Genomic DNA, 21,225 nt, shown 5'->3' with positions numbered 1-21,225 from the left:
ACATGGCATGCAGCAACTGAATCCTTCCGAGATCAGCGACATCATCAAGCAGCGAATTGAAAAGCTTGACGTCGCATCTGAAGCCCGTAATCAGGGCACCATCGTCAGCGTATCCGACGGTATCGTGAAAGTTCACGGCCTCGAAGACGCGATGTTCGGTGAAATGATTGAATTCCCCGGCAGTATTTTCGGCATGGTACTTAACCTGGAGCGTGACTCCGTGGGTGCCGTGGTGCTGGGTGACTACTTGCAGCTCGAAGAAGGTATGACCGCTCAATGTACCGGTCGTATCCTCGAAGTGCCGGTAGGCCCGGAACTGATCGGCCGTGTGGTCGATGCGCTGGGTAATCCGATTGACGCTAAAGGCGATATTAACGCCAAGATGACCGACGCCGTCGAAAAAGTGGCGCCCGGTGTTATCACCCGTCAATCCGTCGATGAGCCGATCCAAACGGGTCTCAAATCGATTGACTCAATGGTACCGATCGGTCGTGGTCAGCGTGAGCTGATCATCGGTGACCGCCAGATCGGTAAGTCCGCCATTGCCATTGATGCCATCATCAACCAGAAAGGCAAGGGCGTTACCTGTGTTTACGTTGCCATTGGTCAAAAGCAATCGACCATTGCCAACGTAGTGCGCAAACTCGAAGAACATGGTGCGATGGAGCATACCATCGTTGTCGCAGCGGGCGCCGCTGACCCGGCACCGATGCAGTTCCTTGCTGCGTATGCTGGCTGCACGATGGGCGAATATTTCCGCGACCGCGGCGAAGATGCCATGATTGTGTATGACGACCTGTCTAAGCAGGCAGTCGCCTATCGTCAGGTATCGCTGCTGTTGCGCCGTCCGCCGGGACGTGAAGCGTATCCAGGGGATGTTTTCTATCTCCACTCGCGTCTGCTCGAGCGCGCGGCGCGCGTCAACGTCGACTACGTTGAGAAGTTCACCAATGGCGAAGTGAAAGGCAAAACCGGTTCATTGACCGCGCTGCCGATCATCGAAACCCAAGGCGGTGACGTTTCCGCGTTCGTTCCGACTAACGTGATCTCGATCACCGACGGTCAGATATTTCTTGAGACGAACCTGTTTAACTCGGGTATCCGTCCGGCGATCAACGCGGGTCTTTCGGTGTCGCGTGTCGGCGGTTCGGCACAAACCAAGATCATCAAGAAGTTGGGCGGCAGTGTGCGTTTGGCATTGGCTCAGTATCGTGAGCTGGCGGCGTTTTCGCAGTTCGCCTCAGATCTTGACGAAGCCACGCGTAAGCAGCTCGAACACGGTGAGCGTGTGACTGAGCTGATGAAACAGAGTCAGTACTCGCCGATGTCGGTGGCGGAAATGGCCTTGACGCTGTACGCCGCTAACGAAGGCTATCTGGATGATGTTGATGTGAAAAAGGTGCTGGACTTCGAAAGTGCGTTGCATGATTACATGAAGTCTGAACACAGCGACATGCTCGACAAGATCAACCAGACTGGCGACTACAACGATGAGATTCAAAGCGGCTTGAAGTCGGGTCTCGAACAGTTCAAGGCGACTCAGACTTGGTAATGCCTATGGCCTGCTCTCGGGCGGGCCTGGATGCTTTTCTGAGAGCCACGAACGAAAGGTAGATCGCTATGGCAGCTGCAAAAGAGATACGCACCCAGATCGGGAGCATTAAAAATACGCAGAAGATTACCAGTGCCATGGAAATGGTGGCTGCATCGAAAATGCGTAAAGCGCAAGATCTGATGAAGGCCAGTCAGCCTTACGCCAAGCAGATCCGCAACGTGGTTGCCCACATTGCCGATGCCAACCCCGAGTATAAGCACGACTATATGGTCGAGCGTACCGAGGTGAAGCGCGTTGGTTATATTGTGGTTTCCACGGATCGCGGCCTCTGTGGCGGCTTGAACCATAACTTGTTCAAGACCGTGTTAAAGGATGCCGCCGCTTGGCGTGACCAGGGGGCAGAGCTTGAATTCTGTGCGCTGGGCAGTAAAGCGAGCAGCTTCTTTAATAAGTATGGCGGTAAGCTGGTGGCGGCAAAAAGTGGCCTGGGCGAATCGCCCACGGTCGAAGATCTAATTGGTAGCGTAAAGGTCATGCTCGAAGCGTATGACGAAGGACGTTTGGACCGCTTAATTGTGGTACATAACGAATTCGTTAATACCATGACGCAACAGCCGGTGCTGCGTCAGCTTCTTCCGCTGTCGCCCAATATGGGTGCCGACGAGCAAGACGATGAAAACGCCCGTCCCAGAAGCTGGGACTACCTGTATGAACCGGATGCAAAGGCGTTACTTGATAACTTGTTGGTCCGCTTCGTTGAATCACAGGTTTATCAGGCAGTTGTGGAGAACGGCGCCTGTGAGCAGGCGGCACGCATGATTGCGATGAAGAGCGCCACCGACAACGCTGGCGACCTGATCGACGATCTGGAAATGGTCTACAACAAGGCCCGTCAGGCCGCCATTACCCAGGAAATTTCTGAAATCGTCGGCGGCGCCGCTGCCGTATAACGCCTAGGGAGTGCGCTCTTGCAAGGGCGCTCCCAGCAGACAGGTTTCATTTGCAGGTTTTTGAGAGGAACCAAGATGAGCGGACGTATCGTACAAATCATCGGCGCGGTGATTGACGTAGAGTTTCCGCGGGACTCAGTGCCCAAGGTCTACGACGCGCTGAATATTTCGGGAGCCGAGACGGTTCTGGAAGTCCAGCAACAGCTGGGCGATGGCGTGGTGCGCACTATCGCCATGGGCTCCACCGAGGGGCTCAAACGCGGCATGGATGTGACCAGTACCGGGGCGGCGATTTCAGTCCCCGTGGGTAAAGCCACGCTGGGACGTATCATGAACGTGCTCGGCCAGCCAATCGATGAAGCCGGTGATATCGGTGAAGATGAGCGGATGCCGATTCACCGTAAAGCGCCGAGCTATGCGGAACAATCAGCATCTGAAGAGCTGCTGGAAACCGGTATCAAGGTGATCGACTTGGTTTGCCCCTTCGCCAAAGGCGGTAAAGTCGGCCTGTTCGGCGGCGCTGGGGTGGGTAAAACCGTTAACATGATGGAGCTTATCCGCAACATTGCGACTGAGCACAGTGGTTATTCGGTATTCGCCGGTGTCGGTGAGCGTACCCGTGAAGGTAACGACTTCTATCATGAAATGACCGATTCCAACGTTATCGATAAGGTATCGTTGGTGTATGGTCAGATGAATGAGCCTCCGGGTAACCGTTTGCGCGTGGCGCTAACCGGTCTGACCATCGCCGAGAAATTTCGTGATGAAGGCCGCGACGTTCTGCTGTTCGTCGATAACATCTACCGCTATACCCTAGCAGGTACCGAAGTGTCGGCCCTGTTGGGTCGTATGCCATCGGCGGTAGGTTATCAGCCAACACTCGCTGAAGAGATGGGCGTGCTGCAGGAGCGTATTACCTCGACGAAAACCGGCTCAATCACCTCCGTACAAGCGGTTTATGTACCGGCAGATGACTTGACCGATCCATCACCGGCGACCACCTTTTCGCACCTGGACGCCACCGTGGTACTGGCGCGTTCCATCGCCGAGCTAGGTATCTACCCAGCGATTGATCCGTTGGACTCTACCTCGCGCCAGCTAGATCCGCTGGTGGTGGGTGATGAGCACTACAACGTGGCTCGCGGTGTGCAAGGCGTTCTACAGCGTTACAAAGAGCTCAAGGATATTATCGCGATTCTGGGTATGGACGAGCTGTCGGATGAAGACAAGCTGGCCGTTTCCCGGGCGCGTAAAATCCAGCGCTTCTTGTCGCAGCCTTTCTTCGTCGCCGAGGTGTTTACCGGTGCGCCAGGTAAATATGTGCCGCTGAAAGATACGATCAGCAGCTTCCAGGGCATTCTCGCTGGCGAATACGACGACATGCCGGAACAGGCCTTCTACATGGTCGGCACCATCGACGAAGCCGTCGAGAAAGCCAACCAGATGAAGAAGTAATCCCGTCTACCAGGGGGATTCGCTATGGCGAATAGCTTCACTTGCAATATCGTCAGCGCAGAAGCATCCATCTTTTCAGGCTCAGTAGAGCAGGTGATTGCTTCTGGCGTGATGGGCGACCTCGGCGTATTGCCGGGGCACGCTCCGTTGCTGACTGAGCTTCAGCCGGGCCCGATCCGTGTTATTTATGACGGTGGCAAAGAGGATAATTTCTTTGTCTCCGGTGGTTTCATGGAAGTGCAGCCGGATGTCGTGACCATTTTGGCCGATGCTGCCTCACGTGCTGCTGATCTCGATGAGGCAGCGGCTCAGGAAGCGCGTCAGCAGGCACTGCGTGCCTTCAACGATAAGTCGTCTGAATTGGATTACACACGTGCCGCTGCTGAGCTGGCTGAAGCGGTTGCCCAATTGCGTACGATTCAGCAACTGCGTAAGAAGGCAGGTAAAGGCTAAATCCACGCGTTTGGCGTAACGCACGCCCCTTAAACCTTGCATTGGGTTTAAGGGGCGTTTTTTTTGTCTGGTATTATGGCGTATGAAGGCGATAACGACGTCCATCACCACGCGTGTGGGCACGTGTAACGGCGACACAAAGGGGGAACCACTATGTCGCTAAATGATGAGACCCTAGAGGCATTAAAAGCCGATCTGCTTGAAGCATTTTCCGACGAAGGACCGAACAAAGAGGCGTTTGTCGAGCGGTTGAGCGAAATTCGCTCAGCGGATATCGGTGAGATCCTCGAAGCGTTGATCGAAGAGGATGATGCGCTTAGCACGACGATTGGCGTCTTGGATCTGCTTTCCGATGAGCGCGCGGCTAACGTTTTGGGTTATTTACCTGGGGATAACCAACTCGACGTGGTGGGCAAACTTCCCGACGGCCAGGTGCTCACGTTACTTGAAGAGATGAGCTCAGATGAACGTGCTGACCTGTTTAATTTGCTGGGGGATGATCGGCGCGAGGCGCTTCTGCGGCGGATGGCGCACCGAGAGCGCGAAGACTTAAAGCGTCTTGCCAGTTATGAAGAAGGTACGGCTGGCGCTATCATGACCTCTGACTATGTGGCCATAGCCAGTGGCATGACGGTGTCCCAAGCATTGATGCGCGTGCGCCAAACCGCGCCAGACGCAGAAACGGTCTACCAGCTTTATATTCTCGCCGGCGACGGGCAGCTGATCGGCACGATGTCGCTGCGTCAACTGATGGTGGCGCGACCAGGGGCGCTCGTTGATGACATTATGATCAAAGACGTCATCAGTACGGCAGTGGATCAAGTGCAGGAAGACGTGGCCCGTATTGTGGCGCGCTACGATTTAATCGCCCTGCCGGTGATTGACAGCGACAATCGCATGGTAGGTATTGTCACCCATGATGACGCCATGGACGTGGCAGAGTCCGAAGCGACCGAAGATATCCACAAAGGGATGTCCATTGGCGCGCTTGAAAGTGGCATTAGCCGTGTACCGCTATGGAGCCTCTACCGTAAGCGGGTGCTGTGGCTGGTGCTTTTGGTATTTGCCAACCTGTTTTCGGGGGCGGGGATCGCTTATTTTGAAGACACCATTGCCTTGGAAGTCGCGCTGGTGTTTTTCCTTCCGCTGTTGATTGGCTCAGGCGGTAACGCTGGCGCACAGGCGGCTACCCTGATGGTGCGCGGGATGGCAACCGGTGACGTGGGAGTAAAAGATTGGGGCAGAATGCTTGGACGCGAGCTGTTAGTGGCGGGTGCGCTGGGTATCACAATGGCAGTGGCCGTGACGCCGATAGGTATTATGCGCGGCGGCGAAGCGGTGGCGATGATCGTGGCATTGAGCATGGTGACCATCGTGCTGTTCGGTAGCCTTATTGGTATGTGCCTGCCGTTTGTGTTGGAACGTTTTAAAGTCGACCCGGCGACCGCCTCGGCACCACTGGTCACCACGCTAATCGATGCCTCAGGTGTCGTGATTTATTTCAGCATCGCCTCAGCGATTTTGGCAGGCGCCTAGCCCGCTAGCGCGACGACATATTACTGGTCGCGCGAGTGATAAACATCACCTCAACGTTGCCGAGCCATTCGATATCACTGGCCAACGCTTTTAGCTGACTGGCGAGGCACTGCGGGGGCTGGTGAATGGCATCGCCGACAATTAATGAGACGGAAATTTTGCCATCTAAATAATGTAGCTGAAGATCGGATAGCGTGCGCCATACCGGGTGCTTGTACCAGCGTTCATTTAGCATGGCTTCCACTTCCGGGCGCAGTGGCAAACCGGGCAGGCGGCTGGGGTCACCTTCACCCGCATCATCTTCGGGATCAATGTGGAAAATTACATCGGTCAGCGCGGGAAAGGCGCGCCGTAGGCGACGGCTGACTTCGTTACCGATTTCATGCGCTTCGGAAACGCTGACTTTCGGCCCCACCACCACGTGTAAATCCACCATGACCCACCCTGCGGATTGGCGTGTGCGCAAGTCGTGAATGCTATCCACGCCCGGCACGCTTTCGGCCACGGCTTGCATTTGCTGTTGTGCGTCTTCCGGTAGGGCGGTGTCCACGAGTTCTCGGGCGGAATCCCACAGAAGATCCCAGCCGACTTTGCCAACGAGCAGGCCCACAATGACGGCCGCGACCGCATCCAACCAGCCGAGACCAAATTGTGCCCCGATCAAGGCCACCAGCACCACGGCGGTAGAAAGCGCATCGCTGCGCGAGTGCCAGGCGTTGGCCTCAAGCAGTTTAGATCCGACGCGTCTGGCGACTTGCATGGTGTAGCGGTAGATCCACTCTTTACTAAGTAATGCAATGACCGTCACCACAATGGCGAACACACCTGGCGCGCTAACATCAGCGCCACTGAACAAACGATCCAGGCTTGACCAGGCAATACCGCCCGCGACAAAGATCAGTACACTTCCTAGCAGGAGAGTGGTGAGGGTTTCGATCCGGCCGTGACCGTACTGGTGATCCTCGTCAGGCCCTTGATGACCGTAATGAATCGCCGCGAAAACAAAACCGTCGGTGATCAAATCAGACAGCGAGTGAATGCCATCAGCGATCAGCGCGGCAGAACCAACCAACGAGCCCACGACCACTTTGACTGCGCTCAAGATACCGTCTAGCCATGCACCGATCGTGGTGACGCGCTTCGCCTCACGGCTGTTTTCTGCGTGAGTCGGCTCTTGAGGTGTTTGGGCATTGGGTGTCATGGGCTACCTTGCGAGCACGCTTGCAATGAGGTGCCATTGTAGCGCATTGCAGCAAATTGCCCCATAGCCCAAGCCCTTAGGGTGCGGACAAGTGAGAAAGCGGCGTGTATCCTTGAACGCCATTGAAGGGTCGCATTTCCATTATGACGGTTATCCAACCTACGTGTTAATACAACGGAACTTTAGATGGATTGGTTACAGGTTATTGTGCTGGCGGTGGTGCAAGGGCTAACAGAGTTTTTGCCGATTTCAAGCTCAGCCCATTTGATTTTGGTACCGGTACTCACCGATTGGCAAGATCAAGGGCTTGCCTTTGATGTCGCGCTGCATATCGGTAGTTTGGCGGCGGTGGTGGTCTACTTTCGCCACGAAGTGTGGGGCATGGTGGCCAGCAGCTTAGCGGCCCTGTGTGGGCACGGGGTGAACCGTGAAGCGATGCTTGCGCTATGGGTCGTATTAGCCACGTTGCCGGTATGTGCCGTGGGCTTTGTGCTCCATGATGTGATCGAAGGGTATATGCGCTCGACGCTGGTTATTGGCTTGAGCTTGATAGGATTCGGCGTGCTTCTGGGGTATGCCGACTGGAATCAGCGCGGCACTCGTAGCGAGTATCATCTTTGTCTACGCGATGTTTTGGTGATTGGCGCAGCGCAGGTGCTGGCGCTGATTCCCGGCACCTCGCGCTCGGGTATTACCATCACCGCTGCGCTTTTGGTCGGCATGAGCCGTGAAGGCGCGGCGCGATTTTCGTTTCTGCTCTCCATTCCGGTGATTGTACTGGCAGGTAGTCTTGAAACCGTCGGGCTAATCCAGCAGCCGCAAGCGATCAATTGGTCCGTGTTAATCTTTGGGGCGCTACTGTCCGGGATAAGCGCCTATGGGTGTATTCACGTGTTTTTGCGCTTAATAAAACGCTTGGGGATGCAGCCCTTTGTGCTTTATCGCGTGATTTTTGGGGCCTGGCTGCTATGGTTTTTTCATTCTTAAACCCAATAAACGGGAACAACAACGTGCGAACAAGCCCTCTCAACTCCGTGTTTGGCCTGCTGGTTATCAGCGCCTTCGCCTTAGTAGGCTGCTCGTCTGAAAGCGAACGCCCGCTGGCGTCACCGATAACATTAGACGGTCCCGTCTTTGGCAGTTTTTATCAAGTCACCATCGCCGATGCGCTCACTCAAGGTGAAGCGAAAACGCTGGAAGAGGGCATAAAAGCGCAGCTCGACCAGGTTGATCAGTCGATGTCGACCTACCGCGATGATGCCGAGCTGATGGCGTTCAACCAGGCACCGCTGAGGGAGTGGCAGCCGCTTTCCAACGCGCTCATCGAGGTGATGGCGATTAGCCAGTCGGTCGCTGAGGCCAGTAACGGCGCGTTTGATGTCACCATTGGCGATCTGGTCAACCTGTGGAGCTTTGGCCCCGAGGCACGCCCCGAGGAAGTGCCGTCTGACACCGTGCTAAACGAGCGCCTTGAGCAGGTGGGGTTTGATGCGCTCGACGTTGATACGCAATCCATGCAGGCGCAGCGCACGCGCGATGTGTTTGTCGATCTTTCCGCCGTGGCCAAAGGCCACGCAACTGACCGCGTGGCCGCGTATCTTGACCAGCAAGGTATCGAGCACTACTTGGTGAATCTGGGCGGTGATCTGATTGCGCGCGGCTATCGCGACCCCGATGAAGAAACGTTGTGGCGCGTGGGTATCGAAGTACCCACCGATGGCCCACAAACCGCACAGCATGTTATCCCGCTGGAAAACTTGTCGGTGGCGACCTCGGGCGATTATCGCAACTACTTCGAGATAGAAGGAAAGCGCTACTCGCACACCCTCGATCCGCGCAGCGGCAAACCGATCACTCATGGACTGGCCTCGGTGTCGATATTTCACCCATCTAACGCTTGGGCGGATGCGTGGGCAACGGCGCTGCTCGTGGTGGGAGAAACGTCGGGTATGGCGCTGGCGCGCGAACACGATCTTAGCGTTTTAATGTTGATTCGCGATGGTGAAACGTGGCGTAGCCTCGCGAGCCCAGCGTTTGCCCGATTCTTCGGTCAAACGCTGTTGGAAGAACTTGAAATTGACGTTGCCACGGATGCTGAAAAAGGATAACGCGATGCACGCCGAACTCGATATTGTCATTCTGGCCGCCGGTAAAGGCACACGTATGCGCTCGCCACTGCCTAAAGTGCTGCACACGTTAGCGGGCAAACCGATGGTGCGTCATGTGCTAGATACTGCCGCAACGCTAAACCCAGTGCGTACCCACGTGGTGATTGGCCACGGCGCCGACATGCTGCGCGATGCTTTGAGTGATCGATACATTGATACGCCGGTACGGTTTGCCCTACAGGCCGAGCAAAAAGGTACCGGCCACGCCGTGGCACAAACGCTTCCTCAGCTTGGCAATGGCAAGGTGCTGATTCTTTATGGCGATGTGCCACTGATTCGACGCGAAACGTTAATTGCCCTGTTGGAGCGTGTCGATAAACAGCACCTGGGGCTTTTGACCGTCACGCTGGATGACCCGGCTGGCTATGGGCGCATCGTGCGCAACGACGCCGGGGAGGCGGTGGCGATTGTCGAGCAAAAAGATGCCAACGACGACGAACTTGCCATCCGTGAATGCAATACCGGTATCATGGCGCTTACCGGCGCCCAGCTTAAGCGCTGGCTGCCTAAACTCTCGGATGACAACGCCCAGGGCGAGTACTACTTAACCGATGTGATCGCGATGGCGGCCGAAGAAGGCGTCAGCGTTGCCACCGCGCAACCCGCCACGCCGGTTGAAGTGGAAGGCGTCAATAATCGTGCGCAAATGGCGCGGTTAGAGCGTGCGTATCAAACCCAACTGGCTGAGAAACTGATGGCGCAAGGCGTCGCTTTGGCCGACCCGGCACGGTTGGATGTTCGCGGCACGCTGACGTGCGGCCACGATGTGTTTATTGATGTCGGCTGCGTGTTTGAGGGCGATGTTGAGCTAGGCGAGGGCGTGAAAATCGGCCCCTACTGTGTGATTAAAAGCGCCACTATTGGCGCTGAAAGCGTAATCGACTCTCACAGCGTACTGGAACAGTGCGTGGCGGCCGGGCGCAACCAGATTGGCCCCTTCGCCCGCTTGCGACCTGGCACTCGCCTGGCAGTAAAGGCCAAAGTGGGTAATTTCGTTGAGACTAAAAATGCCGATGTGGGTGAGGGCAGTAAAATCAATCACCTAAGCTACGTCGGCGATGCGCGCTTAGGTCGAGAGGTTAACGTGGGGGCGGGCACGATTACCTGCAACTACGATGGCGTTAACAAACACCGCACCGAGATCGGCGATGGTGCTTTTATCGGCTCCAATAGCGCCCTGGTCGCGCCGGTATCGGTTGGCCTTGGCGCTACCGTGGGCGCCGGTTCCACCATTGGTAAAGATGTGCCCGACCACGCTTTGGCGGTCACCCTCGGCCGCCAGATCGAAAAAGCCGACTGGCCGCGGCCGCAAAAACGTAGCGATTTGTGACGGTAAAAGCAGGGCTTAAGTAAAAAGCACCTAGGCAGTCAGGGCCAAGGCGAAAAGAGGAGAGAAGCTATGTGTGGCATTGTCGGCGCTGTTGCCCAGCGCAACGTGCAAGGGATTTTGCTCGAAGGCTTAAAGCGCCTGGAGTATCGCGGCTATGATTCAGCCGGCATGACCGTGATGCACCAAGGGGCGCTCACCCGCCATCGTGCGACGGGTAAGGTGGCCGCCCTTGAAACCTGCGTTGCCAAAACGCCGCTACCGGGCCTTATCGGCATTGCCCACACTCGTTGGGCTACCCATGGCAAACCCTCTGAGGCTAATGCGCACCCGCACCACAGTGGCGACCGCGTCGCCGTAGTGCATAACGGCATTATCGAAAACCACGAACGCACCAAAGCATGCTTACAAGCCACCGGCCATGTTTTTACCTCGGAAACCGACACCGAAGTCATCGCTCACTTACTCAACGATGCGTTGGGTGACGCCTCCGACGAGCGCGGCGGATTGTTTGCCGCTGTGCAACGCATCGTGCACGACCTGGGCGGTGCTTATGCGCTGGCCGTGATGAGCGTCAACGAATCTGACGTAGTCATCGGCGCCCGCCAAGGTAGCCCGCTGGTCGTGGGCGTGGGGATCGATGAAGCCTTTCTTGCCTCCGACCCGCTGGCTCTTTTGCCGGTTACTGACCGCTTTATCTACCTCGAAGAAGGCGATGTGGTCGAGCTACGAGACGGCGGCCATATTCGCATCGTCGACCGCGACGGCCAGCCGGTTGAGCGCCCGATTCATGTGTTTGAGCACGGTGACGGGGCGGCGAGTAAAGGTGAATACCGTCACTTTATGCTCAAAGAAATCTATGAGCAGCCGACGGTGATCAACGCAGCGCTAGAAGGGCGGTTAAGCGAGACCGAGGTGTTGGTGGAAAGCTTTGGCCCTGAGGCGGCAGAATTGTTTGCTCGTACCCAGCACATTCATATTATCGCGTGTGGCACCAGTTACCATGCGGGCTTAGTGGCGCGCTATTGGCTAGAGCGCTACGCTGGCGTGCCGGTGCAGGTCGAGGTGGCGTCTGAGTACCGTTACCGCTACCCGGTGGTGCCGGAGGGCACACTGTTTGTCACGCTTTCACAGTCGGGTGAAACCGCCGATACACTGGCCGCGCTGCGCTACGCCAAAACGCTTGGCTATATCGGGGCGCTGGGTATCTGCAACGTGCCGGGAAGCTCCTTGGTACGCGAATCCGATTTGACCCTGATGACCCGCGCCGGGCCCGAGATTGGGGTTGCCTCAACCAAAGCCTTCACCACCCAGCTTATCGCTTTGATGCTATTTACCCTGTCGCTGGCTAAAAGCCGTTGTGATGCGCCGTTAGAGGCGGGCGAGCAGGGGAAAATCGTTCAGGCGCTTAAGGCGTTGGCACCGATTTGCCAGCAAGTACTGGCGCTTGATGACGAAATTGAAGCGCTCTCCCAGGCCTTTGCCGAAAAGCATCACGCGCTGTTTCTCGGCCGCGGCGCCCATTTTCCCGTCGCGCTGGAAGGCGCGCTCAAGCTTAAAGAAATTTCCTATATCCACGCCGAAGCCTACCCGGCGGGTGAGCTTAAGCATGGGCCGCTGGCGCTGGTGGATAGTGAAATGCCGGTGATTTCGGTCGCCCCCAACGACGACTTGCTGGAAAAGCTGAAATCCAACCTGCAGGAAGTCCGCGCCCGCGGCGGTCAACTGTTTGTCTTTGCGGACAAAAACGTCGGCATTCACGCTCACGATGATACGCAAGTGCTGCACCTGCCGCACATTCACGAAGCGCTTGCACCGCTGCTTTATACGCTGCCGCTACAGCTTTTGAGCTACCATGTTGCGGTACTCAAAGGTACCGACGTCGACCAACCGAGGAACCTAGCCAAGAGCGTGACAGTCGAGTAGCGCAGAAAATAGCGGATAAGCGTTTGTGGGAGGATGATAAAGTTGGTAACAAAATAAAAAAGTTGGTGATCGGCCAACAATGTGGCAGCGACGGGCGGTTTCTTGCCAGTCGACTCTGGTCTTCTCACTGACGGCTCGGAAGCTGTCTCACTAAATAAGAAAGTCATCGAAATTTTGTATATGATGTAATTTTGGCTTACAGTTGCTTACATTAATTATTATGATGTGGCTTATGAGCTGTAGGCAAAAAATAGGCAAAAAGTCATCAAAGTGCTTAAGCTTTTTTGATGAGTGATGCTGCAACGCAAGCCCTAGAGCCAAGCACCACCAAGGTAAGGAAGCCGGGAATGGATGCGCCACCTGAACATCGTAAGTGTTAGGTGAGTCCCGCGATGAAAAATAACGTATCAATTGCTATCGGTGATTGCGGTGGTTTTGCTGCAGTCGCTGTCTCATATTCCATGAGGGGACCACAGATGAAAAAAATCAGTTGCACCAACACGTTTTACCAACGATTTGGTTTGACGCGTATCATTCAGGCAGCCGCTATCAGCACCAGCCTGACACTTCTTCCACTCAGCCAGGCGATGGCGCAGTCACTGCCCTCCGGTATGTCCATACCGGGGTCAGCCAATCTGCAAGAGACTGTCCAACAGGCGATCACCCAGAATCCTGAAGTTAATGCGGCGTTCCGCGCCTTTAATGCGGCGGGTTACGATAGAGACGAAGCTTGGGGCGGTTATCTGCCGAGCGTGGATGCCACCGCTGGTGTAGAGCGAGAGTCCGTCGAAGGAGATGGCCGCGGCAGCAACGACACTGATTTTGTGCAGCTCGAATTGACCCAAATGGTCTACGACGGTTTTGCGACTGCCAGTCGAGTAGAGCAGTTAGACCGGGCAGAATTAGTACGTTACTACGAACTATTAGGTGCCAGTGAAACCGTTGCCCTGGAAGCGACTAGGGCTTACGCGGATGTGCTGCGCTATCGCGAGCTGGTAAGGCTGGCACAGGATAACTACCGTGAACACATGCGCGTGTACGACCAAATTGAAGAACGCGCACTTTCCGGCGCAGGCCGCGGCGTTGATTTGGAACAAATCACCGGCCGTGTCGCGCTTGCTGAATCTAATTTAATGACAGAGGCGTCAAATTTGCATGACGTCTCTGCCCGCTACAATCGCATCGTTGGCGACCTGCCGGTTGAAAACCTCGAAGCGACGCCAGAATTGTCAGATGAATTGCCCAGCTCGGTTCAAGAAGCGGTCAATCTTGCCTTTGAAGGTAATCCTGACTTTCATGCCGCGATTGAAGATATTGCCGCATCTCGTGCGGAGCAAAATATTACGCAATCAGGTTTTCATCCGCGGGTGGATATCGTTGGACGCACCGGTAGTAACAACGATGATTCGTCAGCCATCGGTCGTCGTGATCAAAGCAGCATTGAACTGGTTGCCAGCATGAATCTATACCGGGGCGGTTCAGATCTGGCCTCATTCCGTGCCGCGAGCGAACGCATCGAGGAAGCCGTCGACAATCGTGAGTTGGCTTGTCGCAACGTTCGTCAAACGACCCAGATCGCCTATGGCGATACCCAGCGGCTACGTGAGCAGATGCAGTACCTGAATCAGCATCGCCAATCCATTGACCGGGTACGCGGCGCTTATCAGCAGCAGTTCGACATCGGCGAGCGTACCTTGCTCGACGTGCTGGATAGTGAAAACGAATTCTTTGAAGCCAGCCGGGCTTACGTTAATGCTCAGTATGACGTCGCGATAGCCGACGCCGAGACGCTAGCTTCAATGGGGCATTTGATGCGCACCCTGGACGTATCTCGCGCTGATATGCCAAGTCTGTCAGATCTGGGTAGCGATGGCGTTGAGTTGAATGCCGAGGCTATCTGCCCGACTCAAGCGCCTGCTAACTATACGTTGGAAGACTTGGTCGGCCAGCAAACGTTAACGTCAGTGGCACCGCCAGCGCGGGCACCCGATGTAACGCTTTCGGCTGATGCTATTTTTGCTATTAACAGTGCTGAACTCAGTGCCGGTGCGCGTCAAGAGCTTATGTCACTGGCTGACAGCATTCGTGGTCGTGCCAACGTGGCCCGTGTTTATATTGCTGGGCATGCTGATAATACTGGTTCAGATGCGATCAACGATCCGTTGTCGCGTCGTCGTGCTGAAAGCGTCGGGGCATTTCTTACCCAACAAGGCGTTGATGGAGGCTTGATCCAGACAGAAGGGTTTGGTTCAAACGAGCCAATAGCGAGCAATGCAACAGTAAATGGTCGCCGACAAAATCGTCGTGTCGAAGTGACAATCGAAACACGCCAAGAAACAGCCAACAATCCATCTTTTAGTGAGCGTCAAACGTCTTTAATGCCGCAATCGCCCCAAGATGAGACGTTCTTTCAGGTAGCAGCCTTAAGCGATCCAGCGTCTGCCGCTGACTTGCAAGTAACGCTTGAGCAATCTTTAAGTATGCCGATTCGCATCGTTGACGGTGGGGGATTTTACCGCGTTCAGGTAGGCACCACCGCTGATGCCGTGCCAAGCCTTCGTCGCCAGTTGAGTGATATGGGGTTTGATGAAGCGTTTCCCGTCAACAGCTAAGTAAGAGGGTGGCGCTGTAGGTTGTTTCGCGTTCTTTCTGTTTTCTTTATAAGGATAAGAGCGCGAGACAACATCGCTAGGCGCACTAATCTGGGCAGGCCGCATTTATGAATTGGGGTATGTGTGTCTAACGAAAAAGACGTAGCATCAGACGAACTATCTAATCGAACTGATACCGACGAGCTTCTAGAGTGTTTAATCGCCGTGGCATCTATTCATCATCACGATGCCACACGAGAAGCGCTTATTGCCGGTCTCCCGCTTGAGGAAGGCAGGCTGACGCCCGGTGTATTGGGACGTGCGGCAGCGCGTGCTGATCTAACGACTCGGCTCGTCAAATCACGCCTTTCACAGCTAAACCCTGCCTTGTTTCCGGCGATTTTGCTACTGGAGTCGGGGCGCGCCTGTGTGCTGCTTAATCTAGACCTTAAAAATGGCCAGGCGGACGTCATTTTCCCCGAGCTTGGCGAAGCGAGCTCTATTGTAAGCCTGGCTGGCTTGCAAGACGCTTACAGCGGCCAAGCGGCCTATGTCAGGCCCAAGTTCCGCTTTGATGCGCGTGGCCCCGAGGTTAAAAAGCAGCGCTCGCGGCACTGGTTTTGGGGCGTTATCCGCGAGAACCGCAAACTATACCGTGATGTGTTGATCGGCTCGGCGGTCATTAACCTGTTTGCCGTTGCCATGCCCCTGTTTGTGATGAACGTTTACGACAGGGTAGTCCCCAACGCGGCCACCGAAACGCTCTGGGTGCTCGCCGTCGGTATCTTTATCGTGCTGTGTTTTGATCTGGCGCTGCGCTTGATGCGCAACGCCTTTGTGGACTTGGCCGCCAGCCGTGCCGACGTGAAGCTGACCTCCAGCATCATGTCACGCGTGCTCGGTATGCGTATGGAGGCCAAGCCAGCGTCTACCGGCTCGTTTACCGCCACGCTGCAATCTTTCGAGTCTGTGCGGGCGTTTATTGGCTCTGCCACCATTGTCGCGCTTGTGGATCTGCCTTTTGTCATCATGTTTGCCGCGATTATCGCGCTGATCGGTGTGCCGCTGGTAATTCCCATTGTGGTCGGCGCGGTGTTTGTTTTGCTTTATGCACTGGCCGCGCAGAGCAAGCTGCACGAACTCTCTGAAACCACCTGGCGCATCGGCGCTCAGCGAAATGCCACGTTGGTAGAAGCTGTCGGCAATCTGGAAACCGTCAAGACGCTGCGCAGTGAAAGCCGCTTGCAGGGCATGTGGGAGCGAGCGTCGGCGTTTCTGTCGCGCACGGCGGCGCAATTACGCCTAGTCAGTTCGTCCGTCACCAGTGTGGCGCTGTGGACACAGCATACGGTGGCGGTGGCGATCATCATCATCGGTGTCTACATGATCATCGAAGGTGACTTGACCCAAGGGGGCTTGATCGCTGCTTACCTGTTATCTTCTCGGGCGATGGCGCCGATCAGCCAGGCGGCAGGGCTGATGGCCCAATACCACCAGTCATCCACGGCGCTTGAATCGCTCAATGAGGTAATGGACAAGCCCACTGAGCGCGTTGAAGGCAAAGCCTATATCAACCGCCCCGTGGTACACGGCGATATCAAATTCGACGGCGTCAGCCTGAGCTACCCAGAGGCAGAGCGCAGTGCGCTTAACGACGTCAGCTTTCGGCTTAAACCGGGTGAAAAGGTCGCATTGATTGGCCGTATCGGTTCGGGTAAATCAACCCTCAGCAAACTGCTGCTAGCGCTTTACCAGCCCACCGGCGGTGCCATCTTCCTGGACGACGTCGATATACGTCAGTTTGACCCCATGCAATTGCGGCGACATATTGGCTACGTGCCGCAAGATATTGCGCTGTTTTTTGGCACGCTGCGCGAAAACATCGTCGCCGGCGGTGGCAGCGAGGGCGTTGATGACGACGCGCTGCTTGAGGCAGTCAAATTGAGCGGCCTTGAGTCACTGGTGAAATCACACCCTCATGGTCTCGATCTGCCGGTGGGTGAGGGTGGCAACATGCTCTCCGGCGGTCAGCGTCAATCGGTCGCCATCGCGCGCGCGCTGGTCAATAACCCGAGCGTGCTGCTGCTCGACGAACCCACCAGCGCGATGGACCACGCCAGCGAAGAGGTGATTAAGAAAAACCTGACGCGTTTCAGTCAAGAAAAAACCATGGTGATCGTTACCCACCGTACGTCGCTGCTCTCGCTTGTCGACCGCATTATCGTGATGGACGCGGGCAAAGTTGTTGCCGATGGCCCGCGCGAGCAAGTCGTCGAAGCCTTGCGGAAAGGCCAGGTCGGGAGGGCGAGCTAATGGCGAAAAAGCGTAAATCTGCCGAACAGCAAGGCTTTGAAGCGCTGGGACGGTTCAGCGAAAAAGGCGGTAAACCCTTTCGCCCGTTTATGGATCGCTTGTTTTCCAAGCGCGTCACGTCGGCCCATATCAACCGCGACTGGGCCAGTGACGCTGATTGGGCGCGCATGCAGCAGGACCCGCTTCGTGCACGCGGATTTCTTTATGGCATCGTACTGGCCATCATCGCGCTGATCGTTTGGGCTTCTTTTGCGGAAATTGACGAAGTCACCCGTGGCCAGGGGCGCGTCATCCCCTCACAACAGCTGCAGCGCGTTCAGTCATTTGACGGCGGCGTGGTTCAAGAAGTCCTCGTTCAGGAAGGTCAGATGGTCGAGGCGGGCGAAATTGTCATGCGTATCGACCCAACGCGCTTTGTGTCCGATTTTCGTGAAAATCGGGTCCAGGCCCAGGCACTACGCGCAAGAGCTGAACGTCTTCGTGCCCTGGTAACCGATACGCCTTTTTCGCCCGACGACGATCTGCTGGCTGAGGCGCCGTTGGCCGTTTCCCAGGAGCGCGAGGTCTACGCGAGCCGACTCAACGAGCTGCGCGAGCAGGAAACCGTCATTCGCGACCGCATCCGTCAGCGTGAAGCCGAACTGCTTGAAGCACGGCTGCGTCGAGATACGGCCAGCCGCGAGCTACAAATGGCCAATGAAGAGCTTCAGCTAACGCGGCCCTTGTTAGCCTCTGGAGCGGTATCGGAAGTCGAAGTGCTGCGTCTGGAACGCGAAGTGTCCCGCAATCGGGGTGAGCGGGATCAAGCCAATGCGGCCATTGAGCGGCTGGAAGCGGCCGTTGAAGAAAGCCGATCACAGTTGCGCGAGTTAGGCGCCGAACGGCGTAGCCAATGGCGCAACGACCTGGCCGATACGCTAAGTGAAATATCGGCGCTCAATGAAGGCAGTTCGGGCTTAAAGAATCGCGTCCAGCTCGCCGATATTCGCTCGCCGGTAAAAGGGATCGTGCAAACCCTGCATATCACAACCATTGGAGGCGTTGCTCAAGCCGGTCAGGAAGTCGTCGATATTATTCCTACTGACGACCGGCTACTGGTCGAGGCGCGCATCGCCCCCCAGGACATTGCGTTCCTGAAACCAGGGCAGGAGGCAACCGTCAAACTGACGGCCTACGACTATTCCCAGTATGGCGGTTTAAAAGCCGAGCTGGAAAACATCAGTGCCGACACGATTACCGACGACGATGACAACACCTTCTATCGCGTAAAGGTACGTACCGAACAGGGTGAGATCAATAACGAAGACATGGACATCATTCCCGGCATGACGGCCCAGGTCGATATCATGACCGGCAAGCGCACAGTGATGGAGTTTCTCCTGAAACCCGTCCTGCGCGCGTGGAATAATTCATTAGGGGAACGCTGATGGACCACCTTTTTATCACGCAAGACCAGGCATTAATGCCCCGCTGGCAGGCCGCCTTCGCTGAGGCGAAATGCGTTACTGCCGAACAAGCTGAGGCGCAGGCGGATGCTGACACTCTAGTATGGGTGCTAAAAGAAGAACATGCCGTTGACGGCTCTTCTCTTATTCGCCGTCTGGCGCAGCGCGGCACTGTCGTTGTCCTCTCAATGATGCCCAATAACTCAGCGGCAATGGACGCGCTGCAACAAGGGGCAAGAGGCTACGCCCACGCGCTAAGCCCCGCTGATACGTTGAAGCAAATCGCCACTGTGGTAATGCATCAGGGTATTTGGGTGCCACCTGATCTGATGGCGCACGTCATGGGCAGTACCTGGCGGTTACTCAATGGTGACCAGCAGGTTCAAACATCGGTGCTGGAAGCGCTGACCCAACGCGAGCGCGAAGTGGCGTTGGCGGTTGCCAAGGGTGCCAGCAATAAAGTCGTGGCACGAGAGCTCGATATCACCGAAAGAACTGTAAAAGCCCACTTGACCGCTATCTTCGCCAAGCTCGATATCCATGACCGGTTACAGCTGATCATCAAGCTGACCGGAAAAGGTCCCGCAGCAAAGGTGACTGACACCCCCATCTTCTCTTCTTCCAAGTAGTCAGTACCAAGCGGCGATGTCACCATTTTGGGATAGCAATGTGTCAGCTTCGCCGCTCAGCTATTCGCGTTTTCTCTGCCGCCGGGCATGCACTCGCCATCAGCCCGGCATGTATGAAGTGCCTACCGAAATAGTCCCCCTCCTGTACCACGGTCCAATATTAAGCTTGCCAATCCTTGTCTAATCTAACTATCAATATAAAACCTTATTTCTGTTGTTAGAGGATGACTCCTATGAGTATTGCAACCGTCGTTACCATTACTGGTCAGGCCTGGGCACGCGATGCTGACGGCAACTTGCGCGAACTGGCCGTCGGCGACGCTCTACAGGAAGGCGAAACGCTCGTCACCTCTACCAACGGCAATGTACAGCTTGATTTTGACGACGGCTTGCCGCCCACCTCAATTGGTGCCGACGCAGCAGTCGCTATCACCAATGACGTGGATGCCGAAAACGCCCCTACCGAAGAAGAAACCGTCGCTCAGGACGCAGAGGTAGAAGCGCTCCTCTCTGCACTGGAAGAAGAAGACGGTGACCTGCTCGAGCTCTTAGAAGCGACTGCCGCAGGCGGTGGTGCTGCCGGTGGCGGCGGCGGAGGTTCCGACTTCGTCCAGCTCGCGCGCATCGATGAATCCGTTCAAGGCCTGCAGTTTGATTTTGCGGGCGGTGTAGATGGTGGTCCTGATACAGTTGAGTTTGCAGCGCTAGACGATGCCGTCGCCGACGACCCAGAAACCGAGCCCACCCCTGAGCCTGAACCGACTCCGGTACCCGAGCCCGAGCCGACTCCTGAGCCCGAGCCGACTCCTGAGCCTGAACCCACTCCAGAACCTGAGCCTGAACCCACTCCAGAACCTGAGCCGACTCCGGAACCCGAGCCGACTCCGGAACCCGAGCCGACTCCAGAGCCCGAACCGACTCCTGAGCCTGAGCCAATAAATATCCTCACGGACGAAGGCGAGTTAATTACCACTGACGAAGACACGGCCGCCACCGGTAACGTCCTCGATAATACTCAGAACCCGGACGGCCCGAATGCCGCCGCGGTGGTCGATTTCACTTGGTACGAACAAACCGCAGCGGCTGGTGAGACACTCACCGAAGAAGGCGTGGGCACCCTCACTATTGCCGAGACTGGTGAGTTTAATTTCACACCTGCGGAGAACTACGGCGGCGAAGTAGCGTCTGCCATCTATCAAGTTACCGACGGTGAGGATACTGTTGAGTCGACTCTTGAGGTTGACGTCACGCCGGTCAACGACACCCCGACACCGGAAGACGACAACGCCACCGATGCCAGCGACGACGCGCTGACCACCGAAGAAGACACCGCGCTGACCATCCAGCCCGACACGCTGCTGGCCAACGACACGGATCCCGACGGTGACACGCTGACCATCACCAGCGTGGGCAATGCCACCAACGGCACGGTAGCCCTGAACGGCGACGGCACGATCACCTTCACGCCCGCCGCCGACTTCAACGGTGACGCCCAGTTCGACTACACCGTTGACGACGGCAATGGCGGCACGGCCAGCGCCACGGTCACGGTTGACGTCACGCCGGTCAACGACACCCCGACACCGGAAGACGACAACGCCACCGATGCCAGCGACGACGCGCTGACCACCGAAGAAGACACCGCGCTGACCATCCAGCCCGACACGCTGCTGGCC

15 protein-coding genes are annotated in these 21,225 nt (G+C 56.2%); 14 read left to right on the top strand and 1 reads right to left on the bottom strand.

What is annotated here, in order from left to right; all coding sequences use genetic code 11:
- Positions 1 to 7: 7 nt before the first annotated feature.
- From atpA to mgtE, 5 genes are all read left to right on the top strand, one after another.
- A complete protein-coding gene (gene atpA / locus M8006_RS12500) occupies positions 8 to 1,552 on the top strand; it encodes a F0F1 ATP synthase subunit alpha (protein WP_250082686.1) in 1,545 nt (514 codons plus the stop codon).
- A gap of 68 nt (positions 1,553 to 1,620) precedes the next feature.
- The gene (gene atpG / locus M8006_RS12495; protein ID WP_250082684.1) at positions 1,621 to 2,505 is read left to right on the top strand and encodes a F0F1 ATP synthase subunit gamma; all 885 of its coding nucleotides are present in this window, start codon (positions 1,621 to 1,623) and stop codon (positions 2,503 to 2,505) included.
- 75 nt (positions 2,506 to 2,580) lie between these two features.
- Complete coding sequence (gene atpD / locus M8006_RS12490) at positions 2,581 to 3,960, top strand: F0F1 ATP synthase subunit beta (RefSeq protein ID WP_250082683.1); 1,380 nt, start codon at positions 2,581 to 2,583, stop codon at positions 3,958 to 3,960.
- A 24-nt stretch (positions 3,961 to 3,984) separates the two neighbouring features.
- Complete coding sequence (locus M8006_RS12485) at positions 3,985 to 4,413, top strand: F0F1 ATP synthase subunit epsilon (protein WP_250082681.1); 429 nt, start codon at positions 3,985 to 3,987, stop codon at positions 4,411 to 4,413.
- A 153-nt stretch (positions 4,414 to 4,566) separates the two neighbouring features.
- Positions 4,567 to 5,949: a magnesium transporter gene (gene mgtE / locus M8006_RS12480; protein ID WP_250082678.1), complete on the top strand. Its 1,383-nt coding sequence runs from the start codon at positions 4,567 to 4,569 to the stop codon at positions 5,947 to 5,949.
- Between the two features lie 4 nt (positions 5,950 to 5,953).
- On the opposite strand, the gene M8006_RS12475 is transcribed toward mgtE, so the two are convergent.
- The gene (locus M8006_RS12475; protein ID WP_250082677.1) at positions 5,954 to 7,150 is read right to left on the bottom strand and encodes a cation diffusion facilitator family transporter; all 1,197 of its coding nucleotides are present in this window, start codon (positions 7,148 to 7,150) and stop codon (positions 5,954 to 5,956) included.
- Positions 7,151 to 7,336: 186 nt separating this feature from the next.
- Here M8006_RS12475 and M8006_RS12470 point away from each other — a divergent pair, with 186 nt between their 5' ends.
- From M8006_RS12470 to M8006_RS12430, 9 genes are all read left to right on the top strand, one after another.
- The gene (locus M8006_RS12470) at positions 7,337 to 8,137 is read left to right on the top strand and encodes an undecaprenyl-diphosphate phosphatase (protein ID WP_250082675.1); all 801 of its coding nucleotides are present in this window, start codon (positions 7,337 to 7,339) and stop codon (positions 8,135 to 8,137) included.
- A 23-nt stretch (positions 8,138 to 8,160) separates the two neighbouring features.
- Positions 8,161 to 9,258 (top strand): FAD:protein FMN transferase, encoded by a 1,098-nt coding sequence (locus tag M8006_RS12465; protein WP_250082673.1) that lies wholly within the window; start codon positions 8,161 to 8,163, stop codon positions 9,256 to 9,258.
- 4 nt (positions 9,259 to 9,262) lie between these two features.
- Positions 9,263 to 10,648 (top strand): bifunctional UDP-N-acetylglucosamine diphosphorylase/glucosamine-1-phosphate N-acetyltransferase GlmU, encoded by a 1,386-nt coding sequence (gene glmU, locus M8006_RS12460; RefSeq protein WP_250082671.1) that lies wholly within the window; start codon positions 9,263 to 9,265, stop codon positions 10,646 to 10,648.
- A 69-nt stretch (positions 10,649 to 10,717) separates the two neighbouring features.
- Positions 10,718 to 12,571: a glutamine--fructose-6-phosphate transaminase (isomerizing) gene (gene glmS, locus M8006_RS12455; protein WP_250082670.1), complete on the top strand. Its 1,854-nt coding sequence runs from the start codon at positions 10,718 to 10,720 to the stop codon at positions 12,569 to 12,571.
- Positions 12,572 to 13,047: 476 nt separating this feature from the next.
- Positions 13,048 to 15,183, top strand: a complete 2,136-nt coding sequence (locus M8006_RS12450; RefSeq protein WP_250082669.1) for a TolC family outer membrane protein — start codon at positions 13,048 to 13,050, stop codon at positions 15,181 to 15,183.
- Between the two features lie 123 nt (positions 15,184 to 15,306).
- Positions 15,307 to 17,475, top strand: coding sequence for a type I secretion system permease/ATPase (locus M8006_RS12445; RefSeq protein WP_250082667.1), 2,169 nt, complete (start codon positions 15,307 to 15,309; stop codon positions 17,473 to 17,475).
- Entirely contained in the window at positions 17,475 to 18,902 is a 1,428-nt protein-coding gene (locus M8006_RS12440) for an HlyD family type I secretion periplasmic adaptor subunit (RefSeq protein WP_250082665.1), read from the top strand. The genes M8006_RS12445 and M8006_RS12440 overlap by 1 nt, the downstream gene beginning before the upstream one ends.
- Entirely contained in the window at positions 18,902 to 19,549 is a 648-nt protein-coding gene (locus M8006_RS12435) for a response regulator transcription factor (RefSeq protein WP_250082664.1), read from the top strand. The genes M8006_RS12440 and M8006_RS12435 overlap by 1 nt, the downstream gene beginning before the upstream one ends.
- Before the next feature lie 233 nt (positions 19,550 to 19,782).
- Positions 19,783 to 21,225, top strand: a 1,443-nt coding sequence (locus M8006_RS12430; protein ID WP_250082662.1) for a retention module-containing protein, incomplete at its 3' end; no start/stop codon positions are given.

Origin of the sequence: Halomonas llamarensis (assembly GCF_023555005.1) — a bacterium.
Classification (GTDB): domain Bacteria; phylum Pseudomonadota; class Gammaproteobacteria; order Pseudomonadales; family Halomonadaceae; genus Vreelandella; species Vreelandella llamarensis.
Note: the sequence above shows the minus strand (reverse complement) of the source record. Positions and strands in the feature narration are given on the sequence as shown.